Below are 14548 nucleotides of genomic sequence, written 5' to 3' on the forward strand. Positions count from 1 at the left end.
CTCCGCCATCCGCTGGAAGAACACCAGGTGCCACCCGGGTACCCCGACAACGGCGAGCGGCCCCGGCTCCCGGCGGTTGCGTTTCCGGCGGTCGGCGGTCGGCGGTCAGGGGCAAGCGGTCAGCGGTTCGGGGTGCGCAGGGCCAGCAGCGCCACGTCGTCGTCGTTCCCGGCGGGGCGGACGCGGCGCAGCAGCTGGTCCGTGAAGGCCCCGAGCGGGCGGTGGGCGAGGGCGGCGGCGTGCTGGCGCAGCCTGTTGAGGCCGGCGTCCAGGGTGTGGCCGCGGTCCTCGATGAGACCGTCGGTGTAGAGCACCAGGGTGGAACCGGGCGGCAGGGAGAGGCCGGCGTCGGGGCGGGAGGTACGGGCCCCCGTCCCCAGCAGGATGCCGTGGCCCGCGGTGAGGTACTGGGTCAGTCCGTCGCGGCTGATCAGCAACGGCGGGGGATGGCCCGCGTTGGTCCAGGACAGCCGCCAGCGGCCCTGCTCCTCGGGCTCTATCCGGGCGAGGACCACGGTGGCCATGGAGACGTCGGTGATGTGCTGGATGGCCTCGTCGAGCCGTTCGACGATCCGGCTGGGCGGTTCCTGCTGGGACCAGGCGTAGGCGCGGAGCATGTTGCGCACCTGCGCCATGCCGGCCGCGGCCTCCAGGTCGTGTCCGACGACGTCTCCGACGGCGAGGGCCGTGGAGCCGTCGGAGAGCGAGAAGGCGTCGTACCAGTCGCCGCCGACCTGCGAGGCGTGGGGCGCGGGCAGATAGCGGACCGTCATCTCCAGGTCCGTGACGCTGGGCATCTGGGGCAGCAGATGGTTCTGCATGGTCTCGGCGATCTTGCGCTGGCGCTGGTAGAGACGGGCGTTGTCCAGCGCGAGTCCGGCACGCCGGGCGATGTCCTCGATCAGCGGCAGATCGGTGGGGGTGAACGGCACCGGGTTCTCGGACCGGCCGACGGTCAGGGCACCCAGCACGTCGCGCGTGCTGCGTATGGGGGCGATGGCCGCGGAGTGCATTCCGGTGGCGTCGAACAGGCGGCGCTGCTCGACCGCGATGCCCGCGTCCGGTGGCTGCCGGTACGTCTGCTGGTCCGCCAGGGTCGAGGCGACCCCGCGCAGCGCCCGGGACAGCGGCATGGGGGACGACTCCGGCACCGGCGGCATCGGACCCTGCAGGTCCTCGCGCCGGCTCACCGAGCCCTCCTCGGCGTGGGCCACCACGGTGCGCCACACCTCGTCACGCTCGCTGATCAGGTCGACGACCGCCCAGTCGCCCAGCCGCGGTACGACCAGCTCGACCAGCCGGCGCAGGGTCTCCTCGACGTCGAGCGTGGAGGTGAGCCGGGTCGTGGTCTCGGCCAGCAGGGCCAGCCGTTCGAGTTCCGGCATCGGCTCGGCCGCCGGCTCCGGCTCGGGAACGGTCTCCAGCGGGGGCTCGACGGGGTGGAAGACGACGAGCGTGGCACTGTCGCCGCCGTCCCCGTCGACGTCGTACGGGGCGAGAGTCCAGGAGATGGGCAGCAGCGAGCCGTCCCCCCGGGCGAAGTGGTCCTGGTCGGCCTGGGCCGCGCGTCTGGCGTGGAACGCCTGCCGCATGGTGCACTGCGTCCGCGGCAGGAGCTGGCCCTGCGGCCCGCGATGCAGCAGATCGTGCGCGTCGTGCCCGAGGAGATCGTCGGCGGAGCGCGCCAGCAGCCGCTCGGTGCGGGCGTTGACGGCGATGATGCAGCCTTCCTCGTCCACTACGTAGGCGCCGGTCCCGATGGCTTCCAGCGCCCCGGCCAGCCCGGCGGAGGGGGCGGGTACGCCCCGCTGCCGCCCGGTCTGCCTGTTCACCGGCTCCGCCACGTCCTGCCTCCCGCCGATCGAGCCACCGCCGGCCGCCGTTCGCCCGGCCGCGGCACGCGTCCTGTTCCGCATGTCCTTCCCGTATGCCCCCTCGCGGGGAAACGCCACGGGGACGAATCACCACGGGGACGCATCACGACGGCGACGCATCACACCGAGGAAGGGGCGCCGCTGAGAAGAGGCACCACAAGAAGGACATCACGCATGCCACGACCCGCGCACGGCGTGACCGGGCGGGGGCCAGGACGCCTGGGCCCCGGCCCTCACGCCGCCAGGGCGTCCTCGACGGTCGGGTGACAGGACACGAGGCTGTCCAGGCCCACGAGCTGCACGGTGCGCAGCACCGCACCGCGGGCCCCCGCGAGCCGCAGCCACCCCTGCGCCGCCTGAGTGGTCTGGTGGGCGGCGATCAGGGCGTTGACGCCGCTCGAGTCCATGAACGTGACCCCGCTCAGATCGACGACGATCCGCAGGCCGTCAGCGCTCGGCTCGGGCACGGCCTCGCTCAGGGCGCCCACGCTCTGGTAGTCCACCTCGCCGCGCAGGCCGAGGACGGCGATGCCGTCGACTTCGTCGCGGACCACGGACAGCTGGCCGTGACCCGCTGCTTCCTTGTTGTCTGCCACTTGCGTCCTTAGCGCACTCGGTGGGGCTGAGCCACGTCTCTGTTGCCACGTTGCCCCGGGACCGCCGCCTCGATGCATGCTTCGGCGCACGAGTTGCTCCTGACACAGGAGTAGTCCGCGCGACACAGGAGTAGTCCCCGCGACACGGGGTAGTCGCGCGACCATGAACGGGGTACTTGCTTATGTCGGCAAGGAGCCTGTCCCGCCCGAGGAGTGTTCCCGGATGCCGGATGCACCTGCCGACGTGACCGTGGCCTTGGACGGGGCCGAAGGCTGTATTGCCAACGCCAGGAACGAGGCGTCGCGCTTCCTGACCCGTGCTCAGTCCGAGCACGGGCTGCCGGTGTCGGCCCGCACGCTGGACCTCGCGCAGCTGGTGGTCAGCGAGCTGGTCACCAACGCGCTGAAGTACGCGCCGGGGCCGGTGCTGCTGCAGTTGGGCATCGCGGACAGCGCGCTGGAGATCGCCGTGTGGGACAGCGATCCGGTGCTTCCGGTGGCCCGGGCCGCCGACGCCGGACGGGTCGGGCAGCACGGTCTGGAGATCGTGCTGGCGGTGGTGCAGGGCTTCGAGGCGAGAAGGGAGCCCGTGGGCAAGCGCATCACCGCCCGGATCGCGCTGTTCGACGACCCGCTGTCGGCCCTGGGACCCTGAGCCGTGGCGGGCCGGAGAGCCGGAGCGGACCGGCCGCGGATGCGGATACCGTGCCGTCCATGCCCCCGCCACCCGTGAGCCGCCCCAGGTCCCGCGACCTGGGCATCACCGTCGGTGAGCTGCCCACCGGCCGGTACGACGCGCTCACCGACGTGCCCGGCATCCGCGTCGGACACACCACGCTGATCCGTCCGCCACGGGTGCACAGCGGGGTCACCGCGATCGTGCCGGACGGAGTGGGACCCGGCAGTCCGCTGCCGGCCGGGGTGTTCGCGGGCAACGGCTACGGCAAGCTGATCGGTGCCACCCAGATCGCCGAGCTCGGCACGCTCGAGACGCCCGTCCTGCTCACCTCGACGCTCTCCGCCTTCCGGGCGGCGGACGCCCTGGTGGGCTGGGTCCTGGAGCGGCCGGAGGGAGCGGACGCACGGAGCCTGAACCCGGTGGTGGGGGAGTGCAACGACGGGCTCCTGTCGGACATCCGCTCGCGCCCGGTGCGCGAGGAGCACGTGCGCGCCGCGCTCGACACGGCGTCGTACGGGCCGGTCGCCGAGGGCTGCGTCGGCGGGGGCACCGGGCTGACCGCCCTCGGCTTCAAGGCCGGCATCGGCACCTCGTCCCGGCGCCTGCCGCTCGCCGGCCGGGAGTGCACGCTCGGTGTCCTCGTGCAGGCCAACTTCGGCGGCACGCTGCGGGTGCGGGGCCGTACGGTCACGCCCGCCGACGTGGGCCTGCCCGCCGAGGAGCCCCAGCCGCAGGCCGGTTCGTGCATGGTCGTGGCCGCCACCGACGCACCCCTGGACGCCCGTCAGCTGACCCGGCTGGCCCGTCGCTGCGTCTACGCGCTGGCCCGGGCCGGCGCCGCGTACGGACACGGCAGCGGCGACTACGGCCTGGCCTTCGGCACCGGTCCGCTGGGCACGCCCGCCGGACCCGCCGTCGTGCCCGACGACACCCTCGACGCGCTGTTCACCGCCGCCCTCGACGCCGTCGAGGAGTCCGTCCTCAACGCGCTGCTGACGGCCACCACGACCACGGGCCCGCACGGCGACACCCGTCACCCGCTGCCCGCGCGCCCCCTGCTGGCCCTGCTGGAGTGACCGGGAAGACGCGGCGAACGGGCATGCCGGGGACGCCGAAAACGTTCGCCCGGGATGAGGCCGCGTCCTAAGGTGCGGCCCAGGTGAGTCACGGGGAAGCTGTACCGGGGACCAGGCCGGCAGCCGCGAGAGAGGAACGTCATGGACGAGCAGGGCGAGCACTTCGACGTCGTGGTCCTCGGAGCCGGCCCCGGCGGATACGTCGCCGCCGTCCGCGCCGCCCAACTGGGCAAGCGCGTGGCGGTCGTGGAGGAGAAGTACTGGGGCGGCGTCTGTCTGAACGTGGGCTGCATCCCCAGCAAGGCCCTGCTGCGCAACGCGGAGCTGGCGCACATCTTCACCCGCGAGGCGAAGACCTTCGGCATCAAGGTGGACGGCCAGGTCAGCTTCGACTACGGCGAGGCGTTCCGCCGCAGCCGCAAGGTCGCCGACGGCCGCGTCAAGGGCGTCCACTACCTGATGAAGAAGAACAAGATCACCGAGTTCGACGGCCGCGGCACCTTCCTGGACCCGCACACGCTGCAGGTGGCCGGTTACGACGGCGAGACCCGTACCATCCGCTTCGACCACTGCATCATCGCCACCGGTGCCACCCCGAAGCTGCTGCCCGGCACCAAGCGCAGCGCCCGCGTGGTGACGTTCGAGGAGCAGATCCTCGCCGAGGACCTCCCGCAGTCCATCGTCATCGCGGGCGCCGGCGCGATCGGCGTCGAGTTCGCCTACGTGCTGCACAACTACGGCGTGAAGGTGACCATCGTCGAGTTCCTGGACCGCATGGCGCCCCTGGAGGACGCCGAGGTCTCCGCCGAACTCGCCAAGCAGTACCGCCGGCTGGGCATCGACGTCCTCACCTCGACCCGCGTCGACGCCATCGACGAGTCCGGACCGCAGGTCCGCGTCACCGTCACCGCCAAGGACGGCTCCCAGCAGGTGCTGGAGGCGGACAAGGTGCTCCAGGCGATCGGTTTCCAGCCGAACATCGACGGCTACGGCCTGGAGAACACCGGCGTGAAGGTCACCGAGCGCGGCGCGATCGACGTCGACGGCCGCTGCCGTACCTCCGTGCCCCACCTGTACGCCATCGGCGACGTGACGGCCAAGCTGATGCTCGCGCACGCCGCCGAGGCGATGGGCATCATCGCCGCCGAGACCATCGCCGACGCGGAGACGATGGAGCTGGACTACGTCATGATCCCGCGCGCCACCTACTGCCAGCCCCAGATCGCCAGCTTCGGCTACACCGAGGCCCAGGCCCGCGAGCGCGGCCACGACGTGAAGGTGGCCAAGTTCCCCTTCACCGCCAACGGCAAGTCGCACGGTCTGGGCGACGCCACCGGCTTCGTGAAGCTGATCAGCGACGCCAAGTATGGCGAACTCCTCGGCGGCCACCTCATCGGCCCCGACGTCACCGAGCTGCTGCCCGAGCTGACCCTGGCCCAGCAGTGGGACCTGACCGTCCACGAGGTCGCCCGCAACGTCCACGCCCACCCCACCCTGGGCGAGGCCGTCAAGGAGGCCGTCCACGGTCTGGCGGGACACATGATCAACCTGTGAGACGGTGGCGACCCCGCCACCGCACGACCGGTGAAGGAGAGCGCCGATGGGACGTTACGAGGATGTCTTCCGCGCCGCCGCCGAGGACCCGGAGAACTTCTGGCTGCGGGCGGCTCAGGCCGTCGACTGGGAGGCGGCGCCCACCCGCGCTCTGGACTCCTCCCGCGCTCCCTTCCACCGGTGGTACCCGGACGGGCGGCTCAACGTCTGCTTCAACGCCGTCGACCGGCACGTCGAGGCAGGTCGCGGCGAGCAGCCCGCGCTCGTGTACGACTCCCCGGTGACGGGGACCCGGCGCACGTACACCTACGCCCAACTCCGGGACGAGGTGGCCGCTTTCGCCGGCGCGCTCACCGGGCTCGGCGTGGGCCACGGCGACCGCGTGGTCATCTACATGCCGATGATCCCCGAGGCGGCCGTCGCGATGCTGGCCTGCGCCCGCATCGGCGCGGTGCACTCGGTCGTCTTCGGCGGCTTCGCCCCGCCCGAACTCGCCGTCCGCATCGACGACGCGGCCCCGAAGGTGGTCGTCTCCGCCTCCTGCGGCATCGAGGGCAGGCGCGTCATCCCCTACAAGCCGCTGCTGGACCAGGCGATCGAACTCGCCGCGCACCGGCCCGAGAAGCGGGTGATCGTGCAACGGCCCCAGGAACCGGCCGAGTTGGGGCCGGACGACCTGGACTGGGCCGACCTGGTCGCCACCGCGCCCGCGGCCCCCTGCGTGCCGGTGGCCGCGACGGACCCGCTCTACATCCTCTACACGTCCGGAACGACCGGGAAACCCAAGGGAGTCGTCCGTGACTGCGGCGGCTACGCGGTGGCCCTGCTGTGGTCGATGGGCGCCGTCTACGACATCGGCCCGGGCGAGACCATGTTCACCGGCTCCGACGTGGGCTGGGTCGTCGGGCACTCGTACATCGTCTACGGGCCGCTCCTGGCCGGTGCCACGACCGTGCTGTACGAGGGGAAGCCGGTCGGCACGCCGGACGCGGGCCAGTTCTGGCGCGTCGCCGCCGAGTACGGCGTCAAGACCATGTTCACCGCGCCCACCGCCTTCCGCGCCATCAGGAAGGAGGACCCGAAAGGCACCCTCACCGCCGGGTACGACCTCTCCCGCCTGCGCTACCTGTTCCTCGCCGGAGAACGACTCGACCCCGAGACCTACCACTGGGCGAGCGCCCTGCTCGACATCCCGGTGATCGACCACTGGTGGCAGACCGAGACCGGCTGGCCCATCGTCGCCAACCCGGTCGGCATCGAGGCCGCACCCGTCAAGCCCGGCTCGCCCACCCGGCCGCTGCCCGGCTGGGACGTCCGCGTCCTCGACCCCTCCGGGCAGCCCGTGCCGCCCGGGGTCGACGGCGCGATCGTCGTACGGCTTCCGCTGCCGCCGGGCGCGCTGCCCACCCTCTGGAACGACGACGCCCGCTTCGTCGGCTCCTACCTCTCGGCCTACGACGGCTACTACCTCACCGGCGACAGCGGGCACATCGACGAGGACGGCTATGTGTACGTCATGGGCCGCACCGACGACGTCATCAACGTCGCCGGACACCGGCTGTCCACCGGCAGCATGGAAGAGGTCCTGGCCACCCACCCCGACGTCGCCGAGTGCGCCGTGATCGGCGTCGCCGACGCCCTGAAGGGACAGGTGCCGCGCGGCCTGGTCGTGCTGAAGGCGGGCACGGCCCGCGAACCCGCCGAGGTCGAGGCCGAACTCGTCCGGCTCGTCCGCGAACGCATCGGCGCCGTCGCCTCGCTCAAGGACGTCGCCGTCGTACCGGCCCTGCCCAAGACCCGCTCCGGGAAGATCCTGCGCAAGACCATGCGCGGCATCGCCGACGGCCTCGACGAGCCCATCCCCTCCACGGTGGACGACCCGAACGTCATCGAGACCCTGCGCCCGGTGCTGCGCCGCCCGGAGCGGGACGGGTCATGACTCGTTCAGCCGGCGCAAATCCGCCTCGTCCCACTTCCGTGTGTCGCGCGGCTCGGTGTAGGGCTCCTGGTCCGGCGGCAGGCCCCCGGCGATCGCCCGCTGCCGTACCGTCTCCGCGTCGAACTCCAGGCCGAGCAGGATCGCGAGGTTGCTGATCCACAGCCAGACCAGGAAGACGATGACGCCGGCCATGGTGCCGTAGGTCTTGTTGTACGACGCGAAGTTCGCGACGTAGATCGCGAAGCCGGCGGAGGCGATCATCCAGATCACCAGGGCGAGGAAGCTGCCGGGGGTGACCCAGCGGAACCCCTTGACCTTGGCGTTCGGGCTGGCCCAGTACAGGATCGCGATCATGACCGTGACCAGGACGACCAGCACGGGCCACTTGGCGATCGACCACGCGGTCAGCGCCGTGTCCCCGATGCCGAGCGCGGTCCCCGCCTGCCGGGCCAGGGCACCGGTGAAGACCACGATCAGGGCGCTGATCACGGCCAGCACCATCAGCACGACCGTCAGCCCGAGACGCACCGGGAGGATCTTCCACACCGGCCGCCCCTCGGGCATGTCGTAGACCTTGTTGGCCGAGCGGATGAACGCGGCGACATACCCGGACGCCGACCACACCGCGAGCGCGATGCCGACGATCGCCATGACCGAGCCGGTGCCGGAGTGGTTCTGCAACTGCTCCACGGCCCGGGTGATGATGTCCCGGGCGGAACCGGGGGTGAGCTGCCTGAGGTTCTTCAGCACCGAGTCGGTGGCCGACTTGCCGGTGATGCCCAGCAGCGACACCAGCACCAGCAGCGCAGGGAACAGCGACAGCACCCCGTAGTACGTCAGCGCCGCCGCGCGGTCGGACAGTTCGTCGTCCGTGAACTCACGCAGTGCCCCCTTGAACACCGCGCCCCAGGCCCGTTTGGGCAGCTTCGTGGGGGCGTCCGGCGCCCTCCGCTCGACCTCCGGCCCCGGCCCGACCTCCTGCGGCTCGGGTGGCTCGGGTGCCTGGTCCGTGTCCTCGTGGTTCTTCCGACCCGGAAGATGCAGTCTCGCCATACCCGGCGGGTAACCCCGGGACGGCGGCCCACGCATCCGGAAGGCGGCAGGCCGCCGACATCGGGTACCCGCCGCGCCATGGGATCCCTGGGCTCACCGGTGCTCCTGCTGTTGTTCCTGTTCAGTGCGGCCGTCATCTGGTACGCGGGCATCAAACTGTCGGACACCACCGACGTGCTCGCCGAACGTCTCCATCTCGGCAGTGCGCTCGGCGGACTCGTCCTGCTCGCGATCGCCACCAACCTGCCGGAGATCGCCATCACCGTCAGCGCGGCCCTGGCCGGCCAACTCGGCGTCGCCGTCGGCAACATGCTCGGCGGCATCGCCATCCAGACCGTCGTCCTGGCCGTCCTGGACGCCGCCGGGGTACGTCCGCGCGCCCCGCTGACCCGGCTCGCCGCCAGCCTCCAACTCGTCCTCGAAGGCGCCCTCGTCGTCGTCATCCTCGCCGTGGTCGTCATGGGCACCCAGCTCTCGCCCGGCCTGCACGCCGGCCCTCTGGCGCCCGCCTCCGCCGCGATCGCCGTGCTGTGGCTGCTCGGACTGGTCCTGCTCAACCGGGCCGGCCACGGACTGCCGTGGCGGGAGGGCGGCGACGCCCCCGACAGCCAGCCCGAGCCGCGCGGGCACTCCCGCGGCAAGAAGGAGAAGGCCGCCACCGACCAGGGCGTCGGCTCCGGCCGCGCGGCGCTCATCTTCGCCGCGGCGGCCCTGGCGACACTGGTCGCCGGCGTGGCCATCGAACGCACCGGCGAGGAGTTCTTCGCCCGGCAGGGGCTGAGCGGTGTGCTGTTCGGCGCGACCGTGTTGGCCGCCGCCACGTCCCTGCCCGAGATCAGCACCGGCCTGACCTCCCCCGTCTGGGCGACTACCAGCTCGCCGTCAGCGACATCTTCGGCGGCAACGCCTTCCTGCCCGTGCTGTTCCTCCCCGCCGCCCTGATCTCCGGCAAGCCGGTCCTCCCGGCGGACATCTACCTCACCGCGCTCGGCGTGATCCTCACCGTCGTCCACATGGGCGGGCTCGTCTTCCGCCCCCGGCACCAGTACGCACGTATGGGCGTCGACAGCGTCACCGTGGTGGTCGTCCACCTGGTCGGCGTCGCGGGGCTCGCCACCATCGCCCTCTGAGCGGACGTCACGTAAGCGGGTGAAGCCTGGGCCACCGCCCGTCGAGCGGGGCATGCATGAAGATCCCGGCCGTATCCGGACGAGTCGGCGGAGGCGACACGCTGGAGGCGCGTGATGAATGCAAGAACCGAGCAGACAGGCGGAACGGTCCACAAGGTGCCGGTCCTGATCGTCGGCGGTTCACTGGTCGGTCTGTCCACCTCGCTCTTCCTCGGCCGACTGGGGGTGCGGCACACCCTCGTGGAGCGCCATGCCGGCACCTCCATCCACCCCCGCGGCCGGGGCAACAACGTCCGGACGATGGAGCTGTTCCGGGTGTCCGGCACCGAGCCGGCGATCCATCAGGCCGCGTCCACCCTCGCCGACAACCACGGCATCCTGCAGACCCCCACCCTGGTGGGCGACGCGGGCGAGTGGCTGTTCAAGGAGATCGACCCGGGCGGCGGACTGGCCCGCTTCAGCCCGACCGCCTGGTGCCTGTGCAGCCAGAACGACCTCGAACCGGTCCTGCTCGACCACGCCGCGCGGCTCGGCGGAGACCTGCGCTACTCCACCGAGATGATGTCCTTCGACGCCGACTCCACCGGCGTCACCGCGTTCGTCAAGAGCAGGCAGACGGGCGAGCACACCACCATCCGCGCCGACTACCTGGTCGCCGCGGACGGCCCCCGCAGCCCGGTGCGCGAACAGCTCGGCATCGGCCAGAGCGGCCCCGGCGACCTGTTCCACAACGTCAGCATCACCTTCCGCTCCCGCCGGCTCGCCGACGTCGTGGGCGAGCGCCGCTTCATCGTCTGCTACCTCACCAGCCCCGACGCCGACGGCGCCCTGCTGCCGGTCGACAACCGCGAGCACTGGGTCTTCCACGCCCCCTGGCACCCCGAACAGGGGGAAACGCTCGAGGAGTTCACCGACGAACGCTGCGCCGACCACATCCGCCGCGCGGTCGGCGACCCGGGCCTGGACATCGAGATCACCGGCCGGGCCCCCTGGCACGCCGCCCAGCGTGTCGCACGCAGCTACAGCTCCGGACGCGTCTTCCTGGCCGGCGACTCGGCCCACGAGATGTCACCCACCGGCGCCTTCGGCTCCAACACCGGCATCCAGGACGCGCACAACCTCGCCTGGAAACTGGCCGCCGTGGTCGGCGGCTGGGCCGGTCAGGGCCTGCTGGACAGCTACGACGCCGAACGCCGGCCGGTCGCCGAGGCCACCAGTGCCCGCGCCGCCGTACGGTCCGCCGAGCACAGCCACCCCGGCTTCGCCGCGCCGCCCGGCGCCGGCAGCGGCCCGCAGCGCGGCATCCTCAACGTCGCCCTCGGCTACCGCTACCCGCACGGCGCAGTCGCCGGAGCCGATCCGGCGACGCCGGTCGTCCCGGAGAAACTCGCCCTCAACGGTGAACCGGGGAGCCGCGCGCCCCATCTGTGGGTCCGTCACCAGGGCGAGCGGGTCTCCACCCTCGACCTTTACGAACGCTCCCTGGTCCTGCTCAGCGACGGCGCCACGCCGAACGGCTGGCACCAGGCCGCCCTCCGCCTCGCCGAGCGGCTGTCCCTGCCGCTCGTCCCCTACCGGATGGGTGAGGAACTGGTGCCGGAGGAGGGGGCGGACTGGGCGGCGGCCCACGGCACGACCCGTGAGGGCGCCGTCCTCGTCCGGCCCGACGGATTCGTCGCCTGGCGCTGTGAAGGCCCGGTCGAGGACCCCGAGTCGACCCTGCGCGAGGTCCTGACGGCGGTTCTCGCGCGGAGCTGACCGCGGAGCAACCGAGTGAGCCGCCTTCCACCCGTCCCCGAACGGGTGGAAGGCGGCTCGTCGTGCGTGTGTCCTGCACGGATGCGATGCGCGTTGCTCCGGACGGGCGGTGTCTGGAACCTCCCGGCGTCACCCGGGTGAGCCGCTCAAGTGGTGGGGCACCGGTGCCTGGTTGACGGTGGTTCACATCGGGGCCGGGTCACCTCAGCTGACGAAGCGCCAGCTGCCCGGTCGCGACGGAAGGAACGTCATATGCGTTCTGCTCGCATGCTTCTGGCCACCGGAGCGGTCTCGGCCGTTCTCGCCCTCGGCGCCCCCGCCGCCTACGCCTACGGCGGCGACGGGGACCAGTCGGGCTCGTCCTGGAGCCACGACGGCTCCTCCGGCCACGACAGCTCTTCGTACACCAAGGACCACGACCAGGACGGCGGCCACGGCCGGCCGCACGGCGGAGTGCACACGGGTGGCGGTGCGCTGACCGCCGTCAAGCAGGACGGCGGCGGCGCCCGCGACCCGCGGTTCGACCCCGACACCTACAAGGACAAGGACAAGGACAAGGACAACGGCTCCGACTCCTGGGGCGGCTCGAACTCCCACGGCGACTCGGGCTCCTGGGGCGGCGGCCACGAGAAGCCGCACGGCGGCATGCACACCGGAGGCGGCGCTCTCGCCAACCCCGGGGTGACCGCGGGCGGCGTGGCCGTCCTCGGCGTCGCCGGAGCCGGAATCTACCTGGCGCGGCGCAGGAAGACCGCCGCGGGCCTGGCCTGATCCATGCCTGACGCGATAGCCGCCGTGGCCGCCACCCGCGCCCCCGGTGGCGGCCCGGCCGGCCCTCCTCGCCCGTTCACCCCGCTGCCGCAGCCAAGTGAGGTGGTCCTCGATGGCAGCCCCCGATTCCCCCTCTTCCGACGACGAGCAGGCCCAAAGCGGCTCCAGGTCCGGCGCGAACCTGATGATGGTGTGTGCCGCCGCCCTGGTGATCGTCGCGGTGAGCCTGGCCGGCGGCCGGGACGCCTCCGCCGACCGGCCCCGTACCCCCGCCGCGGCCCCGCAGGCCGCCGCACCCGCGGCGCCCGCCTCGCCCGACGCCCGGGAGACCGCCGCCGCCCCGCACCTTCCGCGGTCCCGGCCGGTGCGCCTGCTCATCCCGAAGATCTCCGTCGACGCCCCCTTCACCGACCTCGCCATCGGTCCCACCGGGCAGCTCGAGCCGCCGCCCGCGCACGACACCAACCTCGTCGGCTGGTACGCCGACGGCGCCTCACCCGGTGAGGCCGGCACCGCGATCATCGCCGGGCACGTCGACACCGCGACGTCCGCGGCCGTCTTCGCCGGTCTCGGCGAACTGCGCAAGGGCGACCTCTTCCACGTCGTGCGGGCCGACGGCCGCAAGGCGACCTTCGTCGTCGACAGCGCGGAGACCTTCGCCAAGGACGCCTTCCCCAGCGATCGCGTCTACGCCGACACCTCCCGGGCCGAGGTCCGGCTGATCACCTGTGCGGGCGACTACGACCGCACGGCCCGTGACTACAAGGACAACCTTGTGGTCTTCGCCCACCTCGTGTGAGCCCCGGCGAGGGCGGCGCGGTCACCCACGTAGTTCATCCGAGTCGCGCCCTTCACAGCCCGGGCACAGGATCAAGGAACGCCGACGTGGCTCTCAAGCGGCCCACGTCCACCGCTGTCCCGCGAAGGAGATGTGCTCCATGACCACCCTGTCCGCATCCGCCTCACAACCGCTCGCGCGACAGGTGTCGCCCCGGGTCTCGCAGTCCGTCTTCGACGGCTCCCGGCTCCGTGTCGTCCTCCTGGTGGACGTCTACGAGGGCGCCCAGCAGCAGTTCCTGGAGGCCTACGAGCAGCTGTGCAACCAGGTCGCCTCCGTGCCCGGGCACGTCAGCGACCAGCTGTGCCAGTCGATCGAGAACCCCTCCCAGTGGCTGATCACCAGCGAGTGGGAGAGCGCGCCGCCGTTCCTCGCCTGGGTCAACAGCGAGGAGCACGTCCGCATGGTCGAGCCCCTGCACAGCTGCGTCCGCGACACCCGCTCGCTGCGCTTCCACATCGTCCGCGAGACCGGCGGCCCGGCGCCGGCCGACTCCGCGCGGCGGCTGCAGGCCGCGCCCCGCATCGGCGACGGGGTGATCCGCCACGCGCTCACCTTCACCGTCAAGCCGGGCAGCGAGGAGAAGGTCGCCGAGATCCTCTCCGACTACGCCTCGCCGAAGCCGGAGGTCGACCAGAACACCCGGCTGTGCCGCACCTCCCTGTTCATGCACGGCAACCGGGTGGTCCGGGCCATCGAGGTGCGCGGCGACCTGCTCGCGGCACTGCGCCACGTCGCCCGCCAGCCCGAGGTCCGCGCCGTGGAGGAGGCCATCAACCCCTACCTGGAGCAGGACCGCGACCTGGACGACCCCGAGTCCGCCCGCGTGTTCTTCACCCGGGCCGCGCTGCCCGCCGTCCACCATGTGACGGCCGAGCAGGAGGACCCCGGTGCGCAGCGCCACGCCCTGTACTACCCGTCCCGTCCCGGCCGCGGCATGGAGCTGGCCGAGCTGCTGGCCCGGCAGGACGAGAAGGCGGCGGACGACCCGCGCAGTCCCGTCGTGCGCAGCACGATCTTCCAGCGCGACGAGGTCGTGGTCCGGCTGATCGACGTACGCGGCGACCTCGACGCCGCCGATCCGACGCTGGTCCTCGGCATCGCCGACCCCGCCCGGCTGGCCGAGCTGACAACGCTGTCGAAGGACGGCGACCTCAAGCACGTCTTGGGTCAGGCCCGCGCGGAGCTCGTCACCGACCGCCGTTCGCCCGAAGCCTGATCCGCCCCGCCGCCCCAGCACACGAACGGAGCAACGCCGTGACGCAACCCCGTCCCACCAT

General features: G+C 72.1%; 13 protein-coding genes. 10 read left to right on the plus strand and 3 right to left on the minus strand.

Features of this window, described 5'->3' with window-relative positions; genetic code table 11:
* Positions 1-119: 119 nt before the first annotated feature.
* Positions 120-1844, minus strand: coding sequence for a SpoIIE family protein phosphatase (locus ACWCQ1_RS30415; protein WP_358602770.1), 1725 nt, complete (start codon positions 1842-1844; stop codon positions 120-122).
* A 263-nt stretch (positions 1845-2107) separates the two neighbouring features.
* Positions 2108-2470 (minus strand): STAS domain-containing protein, encoded by a 363-nt coding sequence (locus tag ACWCQ1_RS30420; protein ID WP_358602773.1) that lies wholly within the window; start codon positions 2468-2470, stop codon positions 2108-2110.
* A gap of 223 nt (positions 2471-2693) precedes the next feature.
* On the opposite strand from ACWCQ1_RS30420, the gene ACWCQ1_RS30425 reads away from it, so the two are divergent.
* From ACWCQ1_RS30425 to ACWCQ1_RS30440, 4 genes are all read left to right on the plus strand, one after another.
* On the plus strand, positions 2694-3125 hold the full coding sequence (locus tag ACWCQ1_RS30425; RefSeq protein WP_358602776.1) for an ATP-binding protein: 432 nt from the start codon (positions 2694-2696) through the stop codon (positions 3123-3125).
* 59 nt (positions 3126-3184) lie between these two features.
* A complete protein-coding gene (locus tag ACWCQ1_RS30430) occupies positions 3185-4225 on the plus strand; it encodes a P1 family peptidase (RefSeq protein ID WP_451027821.1) in 1041 nt (346 codons plus the stop codon).
* A gap of 141 nt (positions 4226-4366) precedes the next feature.
* Positions 4367-5779, plus strand: a complete 1413-nt coding sequence (lpdA, locus tag ACWCQ1_RS30435) for a dihydrolipoyl dehydrogenase (protein ID WP_451027822.1) — start codon at positions 4367-4369, stop codon at positions 5777-5779.
* Between the two features lie 46 nt (positions 5780-5825).
* Positions 5826-7718: a propionyl-CoA synthetase gene (locus ACWCQ1_RS30440; RefSeq protein WP_358602782.1), complete on the plus strand. Its 1893-nt coding sequence runs from the start codon at positions 5826-5828 to the stop codon at positions 7716-7718.
* On the opposite strand, the gene ACWCQ1_RS30445 is transcribed toward ACWCQ1_RS30440, so the two are convergent.
* On the minus strand, positions 7713-8771 hold the full coding sequence (locus tag ACWCQ1_RS30445; RefSeq protein ID WP_133049341.1) for a YihY/virulence factor BrkB family protein: 1059 nt from the start codon (positions 8769-8771) through the stop codon (positions 7713-7715). The two genes, ACWCQ1_RS30440 and ACWCQ1_RS30445, sit on opposite strands and share 6 nt — an antisense overlap.
* A gap of 78 nt (positions 8772-8849) precedes the next feature.
* On the opposite strand from ACWCQ1_RS30445, the gene ACWCQ1_RS30450 reads away from it, so the two are divergent.
* The 6 genes from ACWCQ1_RS30450 to ACWCQ1_RS30475 all read left to right on the plus strand — a co-directional run bounded on the left by ACWCQ1_RS30450 (position 8850) and on the right by ACWCQ1_RS30475 (position 14487).
* Positions 8850-9713, plus strand: coding sequence for a hypothetical protein (locus tag ACWCQ1_RS30450; RefSeq protein WP_451027823.1), 864 nt, complete (start codon positions 8850-8852; stop codon positions 9711-9713).
* Complete coding sequence (locus ACWCQ1_RS30455) at positions 9689-9901, plus strand: hypothetical protein (RefSeq protein WP_358602791.1); 213 nt, start codon at positions 9689-9691, stop codon at positions 9899-9901. Before ACWCQ1_RS30450 ends, ACWCQ1_RS30455 begins: the two co-directional genes overlap by 25 nt.
* Before the next feature lie 114 nt (positions 9902-10015).
* The gene (locus ACWCQ1_RS30460; RefSeq protein ID WP_451027824.1) at positions 10016-11659 is read left to right on the plus strand and encodes an FAD-dependent oxidoreductase; all 1644 of its coding nucleotides are present in this window, start codon (positions 10016-10018) and stop codon (positions 11657-11659) included.
* A gap of 252 nt (positions 11660-11911) precedes the next feature.
* Positions 11912-12430 carry a hypothetical protein gene (locus ACWCQ1_RS30465; protein WP_358602797.1) on the plus strand — a complete coding sequence of 173 codons (519 nt, stop codon included), beginning with the start codon at positions 11912-11914 and terminating at the stop codon, positions 12428-12430.
* A gap of 112 nt (positions 12431-12542) precedes the next feature.
* The gene (locus tag ACWCQ1_RS30470) at positions 12543-13229 is read left to right on the plus strand and encodes a class F sortase (protein WP_358602800.1); all 687 of its coding nucleotides are present in this window, start codon (positions 12543-12545) and stop codon (positions 13227-13229) included.
* A 139-nt stretch (positions 13230-13368) separates the two neighbouring features.
* The gene (locus tag ACWCQ1_RS30475) at positions 13369-14487 is read left to right on the plus strand and encodes a SchA/CurD-like domain-containing protein (protein WP_451027825.1); all 1119 of its coding nucleotides are present in this window, start codon (positions 13369-13371) and stop codon (positions 14485-14487) included.
* The last annotated feature ends 61 nt before the right edge of the window (positions 14488-14548 follow it).

The organism is Streptomyces sp. NPDC002144, from assembly GCF_053593695.1.

What these genes read in the sequence shown, in the direction of transcription:
- ACWCQ1_RS30460 (WP_451027824.1), top strand. Translation starts at nt 10,016, where the DNA reads ATGAATGCAAGAACCGAGCAGACAGGCGGAACGGTCCACAAGGTGCCG.
- ACWCQ1_RS30475 (WP_451027825.1), top strand. Translation starts at nt 13,369, where the DNA reads ATGACCACCCTGTCCGCATCCGCCTCACAACCGCTCGCGCGACAGGTG.
- ACWCQ1_RS30465 (WP_358602797.1), top strand. Translation starts at nt 11,912, where the DNA reads ATGCGTTCTGCTCGCATGCTTCTGGCCACCGGAGCGGTCTCGGCCGTT.
- ACWCQ1_RS30445 (WP_133049341.1), bottom strand. Translation starts at nt 8,771, where the DNA reads ATGGCGAGACTGCATCTTCCGGGTCGGAAGAACCACGAGGACACGGAC.
- ACWCQ1_RS30450 (WP_451027823.1), top strand. Translation starts at nt 8,850, where the DNA reads ATGGGATCCCTGGGCTCACCGGTGCTCCTGCTGTTGTTCCTGTTCAGT.
- ACWCQ1_RS30430 (WP_451027821.1), top strand. Translation starts at nt 3,185, where the DNA reads ATGCCCCCGCCACCCGTGAGCCGCCCCAGGTCCCGCGACCTGGGCATC.
- lpdA (WP_451027822.1), top strand. Translation starts at nt 4,367, where the DNA reads ATGGACGAGCAGGGCGAGCACTTCGACGTCGTGGTCCTCGGAGCCGGC.
- ACWCQ1_RS30440 (WP_358602782.1), top strand. Translation starts at nt 5,826, where the DNA reads ATGGGACGTTACGAGGATGTCTTCCGCGCCGCCGCCGAGGACCCGGAG.
- ACWCQ1_RS30470 (WP_358602800.1), top strand. Translation starts at nt 12,543, where the DNA reads ATGGCAGCCCCCGATTCCCCCTCTTCCGACGACGAGCAGGCCCAAAGC.
- ACWCQ1_RS30425 (WP_358602776.1), top strand. Translation starts at nt 2,694, where the DNA reads ATGCCGGATGCACCTGCCGACGTGACCGTGGCCTTGGACGGGGCCGAA.